Origin of the sequence: Streptomyces sp. SolWspMP-5a-2, from assembly GCF_900091845.1 — a bacterium.
GTDB lineage: Bacteria > Actinomycetota > Actinomycetes > Streptomycetales > Streptomycetaceae > Streptomyces > Streptomyces doudnae.
On sequence record NZ_FMCI01000183.1, the window covers coordinates 1 to 14,694 of the forward strand.

At 71.5% G+C, this 14,694-nt stretch carries 12 protein-coding genes; 2 read left to right on the plus strand and 10 right to left on the minus strand.

Translation table 11 applies throughout. From position 1 onward, the window contains the following. Window positions 1–61: 61 nt before the first annotated feature. A complete protein-coding gene (locus tag GA0115242_RS18805; protein ID WP_093829958.1) occupies window positions 62–1,078 on the minus strand; it encodes a hypothetical protein in 1,017 nt (338 codons plus the stop codon). Between the two features lie 110 nt (window positions 1,079–1,188). On the opposite strand from GA0115242_RS18805, the gene GA0115242_RS18810 reads away from it, so the two are divergent. Further along, a complete protein-coding gene (locus GA0115242_RS18810; RefSeq protein WP_093829960.1) occupies window positions 1,189–2,079 on the plus strand; it encodes an NAD(P)-dependent oxidoreductase in 891 nt (296 codons plus the stop codon). Window positions 2,080–2,120: 41 nt separating this feature from the next. Further along, complete coding sequence (locus GA0115242_RS18815) at window positions 2,121–2,501, plus strand: NTP pyrophosphohydrolase (protein ID WP_093830053.1); 381 nt, start codon at window positions 2,121–2,123, stop codon at window positions 2,499–2,501. A gap of 144 nt (window positions 2,502–2,645) precedes the next feature. Here GA0115242_RS18815 and GA0115242_RS18820 read toward each other — a convergent pair whose 3' ends face one another. The 9 genes from GA0115242_RS18820 to GA0115242_RS18860 all read right to left on the minus strand — a co-directional run bounded on the left by GA0115242_RS18820 (window position 2,646) and on the right by GA0115242_RS18860 (window position 14,693). After that, the gene (locus GA0115242_RS18820; RefSeq protein ID WP_093829962.1) at window positions 2,646–4,082 is read right to left on the minus strand and encodes a glycosyltransferase family 39 protein; all 1,437 of its coding nucleotides are present in this window, start codon (window positions 4,080–4,082) and stop codon (window positions 2,646–2,648) included. 73 nt (window positions 4,083–4,155) lie between these two features. Beyond that, on the minus strand, window positions 4,156–5,658 hold the full coding sequence (locus GA0115242_RS18825) for an amino acid permease (RefSeq protein ID WP_093829964.1): 1,503 nt from the start codon (window positions 5,656–5,658) through the stop codon (window positions 4,156–4,158). Between the two features lie 143 nt (window positions 5,659–5,801). Beyond that, a complete protein-coding gene (gene dxs / locus GA0115242_RS18830) occupies window positions 5,802–7,727 on the minus strand; it encodes a 1-deoxy-D-xylulose-5-phosphate synthase (protein ID WP_093829966.1) in 1,926 nt (641 codons plus the stop codon). 204 nt (window positions 7,728–7,931) lie between these two features. Then, the gene (locus GA0115242_RS18835; protein ID WP_093829968.1) at window positions 7,932–9,227 is read right to left on the minus strand and encodes a sugar ABC transporter permease; all 1,296 of its coding nucleotides are present in this window, start codon (window positions 9,225–9,227) and stop codon (window positions 7,932–7,934) included. Beyond that, entirely contained in the window at window positions 9,224–10,024 is an 801-nt protein-coding gene (locus tag GA0115242_RS18840; protein WP_093829970.1) for an ATP-binding cassette domain-containing protein, read from the minus strand. The genes GA0115242_RS18835 and GA0115242_RS18840 overlap by 4 nt, the downstream gene beginning before the upstream one ends. 184 nt (window positions 10,025–10,208) lie before the next feature. Continuing rightward, a complete protein-coding gene (locus GA0115242_RS18845; RefSeq protein ID WP_093829972.1) occupies window positions 10,209–11,312 on the minus strand; it encodes a substrate-binding domain-containing protein in 1,104 nt (367 codons plus the stop codon). 133 nt (window positions 11,313–11,445) lie between these two features. Further along, the gene (locus tag GA0115242_RS18850) at window positions 11,446–12,645 is read right to left on the minus strand and encodes an ROK family transcriptional regulator (protein WP_093830055.1); all 1,200 of its coding nucleotides are present in this window, start codon (window positions 12,643–12,645) and stop codon (window positions 11,446–11,448) included. A 184-nt stretch (window positions 12,646–12,829) separates the two neighbouring features. Next, window positions 12,830–13,762 (minus strand): carbohydrate ABC transporter permease, encoded by a 933-nt coding sequence (locus tag GA0115242_RS18855; protein WP_093829974.1) that lies wholly within the window; start codon window positions 13,760–13,762, stop codon window positions 12,830–12,832. 4 nt (window positions 13,763–13,766) lie between these two features. After that, on the minus strand, window positions 13,767–14,693 hold the full coding sequence (locus GA0115242_RS18860) for a carbohydrate ABC transporter permease (protein ID WP_093829976.1): 927 nt from the start codon (window positions 14,691–14,693) through the stop codon (window positions 13,767–13,769). Between the last annotated feature and the right edge of the window lies 1 nt (window position 14,694).

Here is a 14,694-nt window from a genome sequence, read left to right on the forward strand (position 1 = left end):
GGGGGGCCGGATGTGCGGACCCGGTGCCGCCCGCGCACCGGAGTTCCCGGCCCGCGTCGGGTCAGACCTCGCGCCAGGCCTCCAGTGCGAGGCCCGGCTCGTCCTTGCGCCGGGTCAGCCGCAGCGTCCCCGTCGACGGCGCGTACGTCGCCGCCACCACCCGGTCCGCCGCGTCCCGCGCCAGCGACACCACGGCGTCCGCCGGGAGCTGCGGACCCGACTCGGTCCACCAGGCGCCCGCCGACTCGCACTCGGTCGGGTACGCGGCGAAGGCGACCCGGCCGCTGGTCGAACGCTGCGCGAGAAGCGTGCAGTCGTGGCCGTCCAGCACGCAGCGCACGGCCGCGACCGGGCCGGGACCGGCGGAGGCGAGCACCGCGACCGGTCTGCCGCCGGGGCGCCACGCGCACAGCTCGCCCGACTCGTCGGTGTAGAAGAGGGTGCCGGCACCGGCCGAGGTGGCGAGGGCGCGCAGGGTGCCGGGCCTGACCGGCGTCTCGACCGCCTCCTCCAGGACCGGCACCGCGCCGGGCTCCTCCTGCCGCCAGTGCAGCAGGCCGCCGTCCACCGAGGCGAACAGCTCCACCAGCCCCGACTCCCCGGTGACGGCGGCCAGTTCGTCCCCGACGTCCCCGCCCTTCAGGTCCCGCCAGGGGTCCCAGCCGCCCTTCTCCTTCTGCGCGACCATGCCGACCCCGCCGCGCCGGGCGCGGACGAAGACATGGGCCCGGCCGCGGCCGTCCACGGCGACGGCGGGCGGTCCGGTGCGGGCGCCGGTCCGGTCGGGGTGGCCGACGGGGACCCAGTCGAGGGCCGCGAGCCGGGGCCTGAAATGGGTGGAGTGCACCAGACCGTGCTCGCCGCGGACGGTGGGCCGCCAGCTCACCAGATGGGTGTAGGAGTCGTCGCCCTGGCCCAGCGCGGGCGGCGGCTCGACCACTTGGTCGCCGCCCACTCTCCGCGCGGGCGTCCAGGCACCGCCGGGCACGTACTCGGCCCGGCACTCGACCGCGTCCCCCGTCGGCAGGTAGACGCCGAGCCGCCCGTCGCGGCCCCGGATGAGCCAGTCGCCGTTCACCGGTTCACTCTAAGCGGAACCTCTCCGGAGCGGTCCGGCGGGGAGCGCGGACCGGCCGCGCGGGGCAGGCTGGGGACGAGCAACCACCGTACGAGAGGGAAGCCGACCTCATGACCGACAAGCTCACCGTGGCCGTCCTGGGCACGGGCATCATGGGCGCCGCGATGGCCCGCAACCTGGCCCGCGCCGGACACTCCGTCCGCGCCTGGAACCGCACCCGCGCCAAGGCCGAGCCGCTCACCGCCGACGGCGTCCGGGTCACCGGCACCGCCGCCGAGGCCGTCGAGGGCGCGCACGCCGTCCTGACCATGCTGTACGACGGTCCCGCGACCCTGGAGGTGATGCGCGAGGCCGCTCCCGCGCTGCCCAGGGGCGCGGCCTGGATCCAGTCGACGACCGCCGGGATCGACGGCGTCGCCGATCTGGCCGCCTTCGCCGCCGACCACGGCCTGGTCTTCTACGACGCGCCCGTGCTCGGCACCCGGCAGCCCGCCGAGGCCGGGCAGCTGACCGTCCTGGCCGCCGGGCCCGCCGACGGACGCGCGGCGGTGACGCCGGTCTTCGAGGCGGTCGGCGCGCGCACGGTGTGGACCGGCGAGGACGGCGCCGCCGCGACCGCGACCAAGCTGAAGCTGGTGGCCAACGGGTGGGTGCTGGCGGCCACTTCGGCGGCCGGTGAGGTCCTCGCCCTGTCCCGGGCGCTGGACGTGGACCCCGCGCGCTTCTTCGACCTCATCGACGGGGGCCCGCTGGACATGGGGTACCTGCGCGCCAAGACGGCGATGGTGCTGGAGGACCGGCTGACACCGGCGCAGTTCGCGGTGGAGACGGCGGCGAAGGACGCCCGGCTGATCGTGGCGGCGGGCGCGGCGAACGGGGTCCGCCTCGACGTGGCCGAGGCGAGCGCGGCCCGGATGGAACGGGCGGCGGCGTCGGGGCACGGGCAGGAGGACATGGTGGCGGCCTACTACGCGAGCTTCGAGGAGCCGGGAGCGGGGTGAGCGGCGCGGTCCCGGCCCGCGGGGCGTGCGAACCTGGGGGCATGGACGCGGACGACCCCACCCCGACGCTGGTGATCGTGGACGGCGCCAACGTCGTCGGCTCGGTGCCCGACGGGTGGTGGCGCGACCGGCGCGGGGCCGCCGAGCGGCTGCGGGACCGGCTGGCGGCGGACGGTGTGCCGGGGCGGACCGGGCCGGTCGAGATCGTGCTCGTCGTCGAGGGCGCCGCCCGGGGTGTGGCGCCGGTGCCCGGGGTGCGGGTGGAGTCGGCGCCCGGCAGCGGGGACGACCACATGGTCGCCCTGGTCGCGGCGGCGCGCGGGCGCGCGGTCCTGGTCGTCACCGCCGACCGGGAACTGCGGCGCCGGGTGACGGACCTGGGCGCGGAGGTCGCGGGGCCCCGCACGGTCAGACCCGCCTGACCCGGCGCGGGCCCTCCGGACACCTGACACCCCGTAGCACCCCGCCCGCCCGGCCCGCGCCGTCCGCCGCCCGGCATCGCGCCCCGCCCGACCGGCCTCACGCCGGGTGCCCGCCGGGGCGGGGCGCGCTTCCGGGGGCCGTCCTCACGGCATCCGCGCGTACAGGACCGCGCCGTCGACCTTCCCCGTCTCCTCGTAGCCGTCGGCCAGCAGGCGGCGCAGGGTCGGGACGCGGGCGGGGCCGTAGGGACGGCCGCGCGAGTCGTCGACGATCAGGACGGGCGGGCGCCGTACGGTCTCCCGGCGGAACACCGTCCAGGCGCCGTCGACCGCGAACTCCTCCCCGACCTGGGGGCCGTCCCGGCCGCCGCTGAAGTTGGTGAGCAGCCCGGCGGTGAGGTAGCGGCTGGCGGGGGCGCGGTCGGCCAGCCAGTAGGTCTCCGGGTGCATGCCCCAGATCAGGACGCGGTCGCCGGGGCGGGTCCGGTCGGCGACGGCGTGCGCGAGGCGCTGCGCGTGGGTGAGTTCGGCGCGCGGCGCGAACAGGCCCCAGGTGAGGAAGAGGGCGCAGGAGCAGCAGGCGGTGAGGACGGCGGCCGACAGCCGTTCCCTGGGCAGGATCTGCAGGGCGGCCGTCGCCAACAGGACGAGCGGCGGCACCAGTTGCAGGTAGTAGTGGCCGAAGAAGTGGAAACCGGCGAGCACCGCCCCGGCCGACGCGGCGAGCCACAGCCACAGGTCCGCCGCCCCCGTGCGGGCGATCCGCAGCACCCGCAGCACCGGCGGCAGCAGCCCGGCGCAGCCCGCCATGAGGATCGCCGTGTTGGTCAACCCCCGTGACAGGACGTGGAGTTCGGAGCCGGTGAAGGTGGTGGCGTAGGCGCCCGAACCGGTGACGGTCCAGAACAGGAACCCGGCGGGGTCGGTGAGCGCGGCGGCGCCCAGCACCGGCAGCACCAGCCCGGCGAGCAGCCGCAGCGTCCCGCCCCGCTGCCGGGCGCACAGCCACAGCACCGGCAGCAGCACCGCGCCGCCGGTCTGCTTGGCGAGGAACGCGCAGGCGACGGCCGCGCCCGCGGCGCCCCACCGGCGCCGGTCAGCGCACCACATGGCGGCCGCGGTGCACGGCAGCATGAACACCTCGAACCCGGCGGCCTGCGCGTCCTCGGGGTTGAGCCCGACGGAGGCCAGCAGGTAGAGGGTGCCCGCGGTGCGGCCGGCCGTGTCGCCCCAGCGGCGGCGGGCGAGGGAGGCGAGCAGCGCGGCGGTGAGGAGGTGGGCGAGGACGGCCAGGACGCGGACCGGGGTCAGCGAGCCCGAGCCGCAGAGGGCGAAGGCGCCTTCGTAGAGCCAGGGCACCAGGGGCGGTTTGCGGTCGACGACCGTCTGGTAGAGGGCGCCGCCGTGCGCCAGTATCCGCGCCTGGACGGCGAGATAGCCCTCGTCGGGGTTCCACAGCGGGCGGACGAAGGAGGGGACGCGGGTGACGCAGGCCAGCGTCGCCAGCAGGGGCAGCAGTCGTCTCCAGTAGCCGGGCGCGGCGACTGCGGAGCGTGCCGGGGCGGGCTGCGCGACGAGCATGGGGTGCACGCTATCCGGCCCCGCAGTCCCTGCCGAAGCGGGACATACGGGGCCGGGGTGACGGATACCGCGACTACGGGCGGTCGCCGGTCTCCTGTTCGGACCGGCCGGGGGCGAGGCGGCTGTGGGTGCGGCCGTAGAGGAAGTAGACGGCGAAGCCGATGACCATCCAGATGGCGAACCGCAGCCAGGTCTCGGCGGGCAGGTTCAGCATCAGCCAGAGCGAGGCGCACACGGACACGATCGGCAGGATCGGCACCAGCGGGGTGCGGAAGGAGCGGGGCAGGTCGGGGCGGGTGTTGCGCAGGATGACTACACCGACGGCGACCACCACGAAGGCGAACAGGGTGCCGATGTTCACCAGCTCGGCCAGCTCGCTGAGGCTGGTGAACCCGGCCACGATCGCGATGATCACGCCGAGCAGGATGGTCGGCCGGTAGGGGGTCTTGAACCGCGGGTGGACGTGCGAGAAGAACCTCGGCAGGAGTCCGTCGCGGCTCATCGCGAAGAAGACCCGGGTCTGGCCGAGCAGCAGGATCATGCAGACGGTGGTGAGGCCGACGGCCGCGCCGAAGCTGATCACGCCCGCGTACCAGGGGTGGCCGACGGCCTTGAACGCGTCGGCGAGGGGGGCGTCCACGGAGAGCTGGGTGTACTTCTGCATGCCGGTGACGACGATGGAGACGGCCACGTAGAGCGTGGTGCAGATGACGAGGGAGCCGAGGATGCCGCGGGGCATGTCGCGCTGCGGGTTGCGGGTCTCCTCGGCGGCGGTGGCGACGACGTCGAAGCCGATGAAGGCGAAGAAGACGACGGACGCAGCGGTGAAGATGCCCAGCAGGCCGAAGTTGGACGGTGCCCAGCCGAACATGAGCTGGATCAGCGGCGCCTTCAGGCTGCCGCCCGCCTCGACCGGCTCCGACTTCGGGATGAACGGCTTGTAGTTGTCGCCCTTGACGAAGAACGCGCCCGCGATGATCACCAGGAGCACGACGGCGACCTTGATGGCGACGACGACCGAGGTGACCCGCGCCGACAGCTTCATGCCGAGGACGAGGATGCCGGTGAGGACCAGGATCAGCACGGCGGCCAGGAGGTCGAAGCCGAAGCCGTGCGCGCCCTCCCGGCTGCCGAGGTACTCCGGCAGGTGCCAGCCCGCGTTCTCCAAGAGGGAGGCGACGTAGCCGGACCAGCCGACGGCGACCACCGCGGTGCCCAGCGCGAACTCCAGGACCAGGTCCCAGCCGATGATCCAGGCGGGCAGCTCCCCGAGGGAGGCGTAGGAGAAGGTGTACGCCGACCCGGCCACCGGGACGGTGGAGGCGAACTCGGCGTAGCAGAGGGCGGCGAGGGCGCAGACCACGCCGGCCACCACGAAGGACAGGGCGACGGCGGGACCCGCGTTGGTCTTGGCCACCGTGCCGGTGAGAACGAAGATGCCGGTGCCGATGATGACCCCGACACCGAAGACGGTCAGATCCAGCGCGGAGAGGCTCTTCTTCAGCGCGTGTTCCGGCTGCTCGGTGTCGCGGATGGACTGCTCGACCTTCTTCGTCCGGAAGAGGGTGCTGCTCACGTGAACCTCCCACGCTTCGTCGTCCTCGACATGATCGAGAGGGGGCGCGGTACGTATGCCCCGACGCGGCCGGATTCACGCGGACGGGCCGGTTCCACCACCCGTGACAGTGGCGGAACCGGCCCATCCGGTGGTACCTCGGGTCAGTCGCGCGCGGGCTCCACCGCGTCGACGCCCTCGGTGGTGCCGTAGCGGCCGTCCATCTTGGAGACGAGTCCGGTGACCTGGCGGGCGATGTCCGGGGCGGTCAGGCCGATCTCGGTGAGGACCTCGGCGCGCGAGGCGTGGTCGAGGAAGCGCGGCGGGATGCCGAAGTCGCGCAGCGGCACGTCGACGCCCGCGTCCCGCAGGGCCTGCGCGATCGTCGAGCCGACGCCGCCGACCCGGCTGTTGTCCTCGACCGTGACGACGACGCGGTGCCGCTCGGCGAGCGGGGCCATGGCCTCGTCGACGGGCTTGACCCAGCGCGGGTCGACGACGGTGGTGGTGATGCCCTGCCGGTCCAGGAGGGCGGCGATCTCCAGGCACATCGGGGCGAGGGCGCCCACCGAGACCAGGAGCACGTCCGGGGTGTCGGTGCCGGGCTCGCGCAGCACGTCCATGGCGCCGACGCGGCCCACGGCGGGCACGGCGGGGCCGACGGCGCCCTTGGAGAAGCGGACCACGGTCGGCGCGTCCTCGATCTCGACGGCCTCGCGGAGCTGGGCGCGGACCTGGTCGGCGTCGCGCGGGGCGGAGAGCCGCAGGCCGGGGACGACCTGGAGGATCGACATGTCCCACATGCCGTTGTGGGAGGCGCCGTCGGTTCCGGTGACCCCGGCCCGGTCGAGCACGAAGGTCACGCCGCAGCGGTGCAGGGCCACGTCCATCAGGACCTGGTCGAAGGCCCGGTTGAGGAAGGTGGCGTAGACGGCGAAGACCGGGTGGACGCCGCCGGCGGCGAGACCGGCGGCGGAGACCGCGCCGTGCTGCTCGGCGATGCCGACGTCGTAGATCCGGTCGGGGAAGGCGTCGGCGAACTTCTTCAGGCCGACCGGCTGGAGCATCGCGGCGGTGATCGCGACGATGTCCTCGCGCTCCTTGCCGAGCGCGACCATCTCGTCGCCGAAGACGGAGGTCCAGTCGGCGCCGGACGCCTTGACCGGCAGGCCGGTGTCGGGGTGGATGGGTCCGATGCCGTGGAAGCGGTCGGCCTCGTCCTGGAGGGCAGGCTGGTAGCCGCGGCCCTTCTCGGTGAGGACGTGCACGATCACCGGGCCGCCGAACCGCTTGGCGCGGGCCAGCGCGGACTCCATGGCCTCGATGTCGTGGCCGTCGATGGGGCCGACGTACTTGAGGCCGAGGTCCTCGAACATGCCCTGCGGGGCGATGAAGTCCTTGAGGCCCTTCTTGGCGCCGTGCAGGGTCTCGTAGAGCGGCCTGCCGACGACCGGGGTGCGCTCCAGGAGGTCCTTGCCGCGGGCCAGGAAGCGCTCGTAGCCGTCGGTGGTGCGCAGGGTGGCGAGGTGGTTGGCGAGGCCGCCGATGGTGGGCGCGTAGGAGCGCTCGTTGTCGTTGACGACGATGACCAGCGGGCGGTCCTTGGCGTCGGCGATGTTGTTCAGCGCCTCCCAGGCCATGCCGCCGGTGAGGGCGCCGTCCCCGATGACGGCGACGACACGGTCGTCGCGTTTGCGGATCTGGTTGGCCTTGGCCAGTCCGTCGGCCCAGCCGAGGACCGTCGAGGCGTGGCTGTTCTCGATCACGTCGTGCTCGGACTCGGCCTGCGAGGGGTAGCCGGAGAGGCCGCCCTTCATCTTCAGGCGGGAGAAGTCCTGACGGCCGGTGAGCAGCTTGTGCACGTAGGACTGGTGGCCGGTGTCCCACAGGACCTTGTCCCTCGGGGACTCGAAGACCCGGTGCAGGGCGATGGTCAGCTCGACCACACCGAGGTTCGGACCGAGGTGGCCGCCGGTCTTGGAGACGGCGTCGACCAGGAAGGCGCGGATCTCCTCCGCCAGCAGGTTCAGCTCGTCCAGGCTGAGCCGGTCCAGATCGCGCGGTCCCGTGATGCGGGTCAGCAGCGGCACCCGTGCCTCCTTGCAGTAGAGCTGTTGCCGGGCTTGTCGAGTCTAATGTTCCGCCTCCGCGGGCGGCGTCCGGGCGGTGCGTCGTACGTCACGCGATCGGCTGTACCCAAGATCTGCCTGACCTATGACATGACTGTGCCCGGCACCGCCATTGGTGCCGGGCACAGGTTCCTGGGGCCGCTAGGGCGTGGTCCGGGGCACGCGCTAGGCGCGGCCGGCCGTCTTCTGCGTCTTGCGGGTGATCGAGTCGATCACGACCGTGGTCAGCAGCACCGCGGCGGTGATCATGTACTTCACCGGCTCGGCGATGGACTCGAGCTGGAGGCCGTACTGGATGGAGACGATCACCAGGACACCCAGCAGGGCGTTCCAGGTGCGACCCCGGCCGCCGAAGAGCGAGGTACCGCCGATGACGGCCGCCGCGATGGCGTTCATCAGCAGGTCACCGGTGCCGGCGCTCTGGTTGGCCGAGGCGATCTTGGAGGCCAGGAAGAGGCCGCCGACGGCCGCGAAGCCGCCGGAGATCGCGAAGACCGATATGCGCACCGCGGTGACGTTGATGCCCGCGCGGCGGGACGCCTCGACGCTGCCGCCGAGCGCGAAGACCTTGCGCCCGTAGGAGGTGCGGCGGAGCAGGAAGTCGGTGCCGATCAGGAAGACCAGGAAGATCAGCGTGGCCAACGGCAGGCCCTTGTACTGGTTGTACATCGCCGCCGCGGCGAACGCGACGACGGCCAGCAGCACCGTCCGCATGAGCGTGTCGCTCAGCGGGCGGGACGGGATGCCGACGGCCTCACGGCGCCGGTTGCCCAGGAACGAGGTGAGGAAGAAGACCGCGACGACGACCGCGGCGAGCAGGTAGGCGGCGGCCACGTCCGAGAAGAAGTACGTGGTCAGCTTGCCGATCAGGCCGTCGCTGTCGAGGTTGATGGTGCCGTTCTCGCCCAGGATCTTCAGCATGAAGCCGAGCCAGAACAGCAGGCCCGCCAGGGTCACGGCGAAGGCGGGGGCGCCCAGCACCGCGAAGAAGAAGCCGTGCAGCGCGCCGATGACCGCGCCCGCGACGACGGCCAGCAGCACGGCCGCCCACTCGGGCCAGCCCTGGTTGACGGCGAGGACGGCGGCGATGGCGCTCGACGCGCCGCTGACCGAGCCGACCGACAGGTCGATCTCGCCGAGCAGCAGCACGAAGACGATGCCGACGGAGATCATGCCGGTGCCGACCATCGTGACGCTGATGTCACTGATGTTCTGCGCGGAGAGGAAGTTGGAGTTGAGGCTCTGGAAGATCACGCAGATGGCGATCAGGCCGATGACGACGGGCATCGAGCCCAGCTCGCCGGCCTTCAGCTTCCGCTTGAACTCGCCGAAGTAGCCCGCCAGTCCCTGCTCGCGCACGAGCAGCCGCGGGTCGACGGCCGTCACCGCGGCCGCGGCGGCCTCGGTGTTCTCGACGGTGTTCGCGCCCTGCGGCGTCGCGGAGGTCTTGTCGACGCTCACTGGGAAGCCTCCCCGTTCGTGCTGGTCGTGCGGGCCGCACGGCGGGTGACCGCGTTGTCGGTGGCGCCGGTGATGGCGGAGATGATCTCCTCCTGCGAGGTCGTCTTGACCTCGAAGACACCGTTGTTCTGGCCCAGGCGCAGCACGGCGACCTTGTCGGCCACGGCCTTGACGTCGGCCATGTTGTGGCTGATGAGGATGACGGCGTGGCCGCGCTCGCGCAGCCGCTCGACCAGGTCGAGGACCTGCGCGGTCTGCTCGACGCCGAGCGCCGCGGTGGGCTCGTCGAGGATGACCAGCTTGGGCTCGCCGAGCATGGAGCGGGCGATGGCCACGGTCTGGCGCTGACCGCCGGAGAGCGAGGCGATCGGGATGCGCACGCTGGGGATGCGGATGGAGAGCGTGCGCAGCAGCTCCTGTGCGCGGCGCTCCATCTCGACCTCGTCGAGGACGCCCCACTTCTTCAGCTCGCGGCCGAGGAAGAGGTTGCCGACGACGTCGATGTTGTCGCACAGCGCGAGGTCCTGGTAGACGGTCGCGATGCCCAGGGACTGGGCGTCGTGCGGCCGGTTGATCTGGACGGCGTCGCCGTCCCACTCGATGACGCCCTCATCGATGGGGTGCACGCCGGCGATCGTCTTGACCAGCGTGGACTTTCCGGCTCCGTTGTCGCCCACCAGGGCGACCACCTCACCGGCGTGGACCTCAAGCTCGACATCGGTGAGCGCCTGGACGGCACCGAATCGCTTGGAGACCCCGCGCAACGCCAGCACGGGCGTAGCGGACACGTGAACCATCTCCTTCGCCGCCTGACCCGGCGGAAGGTAGTGCAAAAGATTGGGGGGAGGTGTTCCGTCCGGCGCCCCGCGCCGAGCTTGCGGGGCTGTCTGATGCGCGGGGCACCGGAGGAGTCTGGGCGGCGCGGTCCCGCGGGCGGGCCCTGGAACGGGTCACGCGCCGCGTGTGGGGACCGCGGGCCGCTTACTTGAGGCCGAGCTTGTCGCAGGCGGCCTTGTACTTGCCGGTGCAGATGTCGGCCACCGTGTAGACGCCGTCCTTGATGACGGTGTCCTTGATGTTGTCCTTGGTCAGGGACTGGACCGGGACCAGGACGGACGGGACGTCGGTGGCGGAGCCGCTGGAGACCTTGTCCTTGGCGACCGAGTCCAGGCTCTCGCCCTTGGCGAGCGCGACGGCCATGGCGGCGGCGGCCTCGGCCTCGGGGGCGTAGGGCTTGTAGACGCTCATGTACTGCTCACCGGTGACGATGCGCTGCACACCCGCGAGTTCGGCGTCCTGGCCGGTGACCGGGACGGAGACGCCGGCCGCCTTGAGGGCGGTGATGATACCGCCGGCCATGCCGTCGTTGGCGGAGTAGACGCCCGCGATGTTCTTGGCGCCGATGGCGGAGATCGCCGTCTCCATCTCGGAGTTGGCGTTGTCCGGCGACCACTCCTTGGTGTCGTACTCCTTGGCGATGGTGACCTTGCCGTCGAGGGCGGAGTGCGCGCCCTTCTTGAACTGCGCGGCGTTCGGGTCGGTCACCGAGCCGTTGATCATCACGATCTTGGAGGACTTGGTGGCCTTGTCGCCCAGGGCGGTCAGCAGGGCCTCGCCCTGCGTCTTGCCGACCTCTTCGTTGTCGAAGGAGGTGTAGGCGCTGATCGGGCCCTCGGCGAGGCGGTCGTACGCGACGACCTTGATGCCGGCGTCGACGGCCTTCTGGACCGAGTTCTTGATCGCCTTGGCGTCCACCGCGTCGACGATGAGGACGTCCACCTTGTCGGTGATCATCGTGTCGACCTGCTGGGCCTGGAGGCTGGCGTCCTGGCGAGCGTTGTTGTACTGGATCGTCGCCTTGTCGTTCGTCAGTTCCTTGATCTTCTTCTCGATCAGGGGACGGTCGAACTTCTCGTACCGCGCGGTCTTGTTCTCCGGCAGGAGCAGACCGACCTTGATGTTGTCGCCCTTGGCGGCGGCGGACTTCGAGGAGTCCGCCTTGTCGCCCGACTCCTTGGCGCTGCCACAGGCGGCCAGCGAGACGGCCATCGCACCCGCGGCAACGGCGACAGCGGCACGACGCATACGCGTGTTCACTTCAGAAACCTCCCTGACGAGGCCGCGTCGTTGCGGCCGAGGTGGCTGGAAGTCAACTCGGCCACACGTGCGACGTCAAGAAGTAAATCCTTAACGGGTTGGCAACGGTGCCATCCGTTCTCTAAGTGAAGGCAGGTGTGGCCGACGGCGCCGTGCCGTCCAAAAGCGTCGAATCGCCCATCTCGCTGAGCGCCAGGGCGAGCGCCCCGAGCACCTCCGCGCGGCCGCCGAGGGCCCCGGGGAGCACCGAGAGCTGGCGTCCCGCGCTGGGGATGGCGTACCGGCCGACGGACTCCCTGATCGGGCCGAGGACCAGCTCACCGGCCTCCGCGAGGTCGCCGCCGAGGACCACCCGGCTCGGGTTCAGCAGGTTGCAGAGGTTGGCGACGCCGCTGCCGATGTGCCGGCCGACGTCCGCGATCACCCGGCGGCAGCCCGGATCGCCGTCCCTGGCCATCCTGACCACGCTCTCCATGGTGAGGTCGGTGCCGTGGCTGGACTGGAGCAGGGGCAGGACGTAGCGGGCCGCCGCGAAGGTCTCCAGGCAGCCGCGGTTGCCGCAGCGGCAGACCGGGCCGGACTCGTCGAGCGTGATGTGGCCGATCTCCCCGGCGGTGCCCCCCGGCCCGCGGTAGATCTTCCCGTTGATCACCAGACCGGCCCCGACACCGCTCGCCACCTTGATGTACGCCAGATCGCGCACCCCGCGTCCGCTGCCCCAGACCAGCTCGCCGAGGGCGCCCAGATTGGCGTCGTTGTCGACGTGCACGGGCACCCCCAGGCGGCCGCGCAGCTCCTCGGCGGGGCGGGTGCCCGACCAGCCGGGCAGGATGGCGGTGGAGCCCAGGGTGCCGGACTCGACGTCGATCGGACCGGGGACGCCGAGGCCCACCCCGGCGATCTTGGCGCGGTCCACGCCGGTCGCCCCGATCAGCCGGTTGACCAGTTCCTCGGCCCGGTCGAAGCCCTGCGCCGAGGAGGCGTCGACGTCCAGCGGTTCGGACTCCTCGGCGAGCACCTGGTGGGCCAGGTTCCCGACCGCGACGCGCAGGTGGGTGTGGCCGAAGTCGACGCCGATGACGATCCCGGCGTCGCCGCTCAGGGAGACGCTGCGGGCCCGCCTGCCGCCCGCCGAGGTGGGGGTGACCTCGACCGTCCCGCCGTTCTTCAGTTCCCGCACGATGTTGGAGACGGTGGCGGCGGAGAGCCCCGTGGTCCTGGCGATCTCGGCCTGGGTGAGCGATCCGGCCAGCCGGACAGCCCGCACGACCCGTTCCAGGTTGGCTCGGTGCAGCGACGACTGCGACCCCGGAGTCTCCACGACGACCTCCTGCGCGCGGGACCGCATCGATGAGGCCCCGTCTATGTCCAACTAGTGAACTCTAAGCTGAGCCGTTCGGGTCGCCTCCCGTCAAGAGGTTGAACCGGATCGGGGGCGCGCGGCCCACGCGCGGCGCGCCGCCCCCGGGACTGGGAGCGGCGCGCGTCCGTGCGGATGCGGAGCGCTACTTGAGCGCCCCCGCGGTGAGCCCCTGGACGACCTGGCGCTGGAAGATGATGTACGCGGCGAGCACCGGCAGCATCGCCATCACCAGACCGGCGAACAGGCCCGACCAGTCGCCCTTGTAGCCCTGGCTGACCGCGAGTTGGACCAGCCCCTGGGTGAGCACGCGCTTGTCGGGGTCGGTGTTGAGCACCGTCGGCAGCATGTACTGGTTCCACTGCCCGAGGAAGTTGAAGATGCCCACGCTGATCAGTCCTGGCTTGGCCATCGGCAGCATGATCTGGAAGAACGTCCTGCTGTGCGAGGCGCCGTCCACGAAGGCCGCCTCCGCGATGGAGTTCGGCAGGGTGCGGAAGAACGCGGTCAGGAAGAAGACCGTGAACGGCAGCGAGTAGGCGATGTAGACCAGGATCAGGCCGTGGATGGTGTTGAGCAGGCCCATGTTGTTCACGACGTAGAACAGCGGGACCAGCGCCAGCATGATCGGGAAGCTCATGCCGCCGATGAACAGGTAGTAGATGAGGCGGTTGCCCGGGAAGTCGAACCGGGCCAGCACATAGGCCGCCATCGAGCCGAGGACCAGCGTGCCGACCAGCGAGAACCCCACCACCAGGACGGTGTTGAGGAAGTAGCCACTCATGTTGGCGTCGGTCCAGGCCCGCGCCCAGTTCTCGAAGTGGAGCCGGTCGGGCAGCGCCCAGGGGGAGCTGAAGATCGACCGGTCGTTCTTGAAGGACGTCATCACCGCCCACAGCAGCGGCATCACGACCATGAACGCCCACAGGACCAGCATCCCGTGGGAGAACACGTTCAGGACCCCGCCGGTGCGCTCCCGGGCGGGCGCCGGGGCGGGCCGGGGCGCGGGCGCGTCGCCCTTGGCGACGGGGGGACCGGGCTCGGCCGGTACGGGGGCGGTGGGTTCGGTCGTCGTCATCTGATCAGTACTCCAGCCGCTCGCGCCGGCCCAGCCGCATCACGACGGCCGCGAAGGCCAGGGTGACGATGAGCAGGGCGACACCGATGGTGGTCGCGTAGGCGGCCTGTCCGTCGCGGAACGCCTTCTGGTACACGTACAGCACCAGGACGGTGGTCGAGTAGTCGGGGCCGCCGGGCCCGGTCGTCATGATCTGCACGACCGCGAAGGACTCGGCGCCCAGGGCGAGGATGCCCATGTACACCCAGCCGGACTGCACGGTGTCCCAGAGCAGCGGCAGGGTGATCCGGAAGAAGGTGGTGGCCCGCCCCGCCCCGTCGAGCAGGGCCGCCTCGTAGAGGTCGGTCGGGATGGAGGCCATGCCCGCGGAGAAGAGGACCACGAAGAAGCCGACCATGGACCAGACGAGCACCGCCATCACGCACCACAGGGCCAGGTCCGGGTCGCCCAGCCAGAGCGGCTGGAGGCCGTCGAGCCCGATCCCGCGCAGCAGCGAGTTGATGGCGCCGCTGTCGGGGTTGTAGGCGAAGGCGAACAGCAGGGCGACGATGGCGATCGACAGCACCTGCGGGAAGAAATAGACGATCTTGTAGAAGGAGGAGCCCCGGACCCCGGAGACGACCGGGCCTCCCCTTCTCCGGCGTCCGCCGACGTTGATCATGAAGGCGAAGAACAGCGCGAGGCCGAGCGTCACCAGCGGCAGCACGACCGCGAACATCAAGCTGTGCTGCAAGGACTTCCAGAAGATCTCGTCGTCCAGCATCCTCCGGTAGTTGTCCAGGCCGACCATCTTGAATTCGGGGCTCAGGCCGGTCCAGTCCGTGAACGAGTAGTAGATGGACTGGATGAAGGGCCACACCACGAAGAGCGCGTACAGTCCGAGGGGTACCGCGAGGAACCCCACGATGAACCGGTACTTGCCGTGCTGCATC

Coding starts and splice junctions, on each gene's coding strand:
- GA0115242_RS18810 (WP_093829960.1), top strand. CDS start 1,189: ATGACCGACAAGCTCACCGTGGCCGTCCTGGGCACGGGCATCATGGGC.
- GA0115242_RS18815 (WP_093830053.1), top strand. CDS start 2,121: ATGGACGCGGACGACCCCACCCCGACGCTGGTGATCGTGGACGGCGCC.
- GA0115242_RS18820 (WP_093829962.1), bottom strand. CDS start 4,082: ATGCTCGTCGCGCAGCCCGCCCCGGCACGCTCCGCAGTCGCCGCGCCC.
- GA0115242_RS18840 (WP_093829970.1), bottom strand. CDS start 10,024: ATGGTTCACGTGTCCGCTACGCCCGTGCTGGCGTTGCGCGGGGTCTCC.
- GA0115242_RS18845 (WP_093829972.1), bottom strand. CDS start 11,312: ATGCGTCGTGCCGCTGTCGCCGTTGCCGCGGGTGCGATGGCCGTCTCG.
- GA0115242_RS18855 (WP_093829974.1), bottom strand. CDS start 13,762: ATGACGACGACCGAACCCACCGCCCCCGTACCGGCCGAGCCCGGTCCC.
- GA0115242_RS18860 (WP_093829976.1), bottom strand. CDS start 14,693: ATGCAGCACGGCAAGTACCGGTTCATCGTGGGGTTCCTCGCGGTACCC.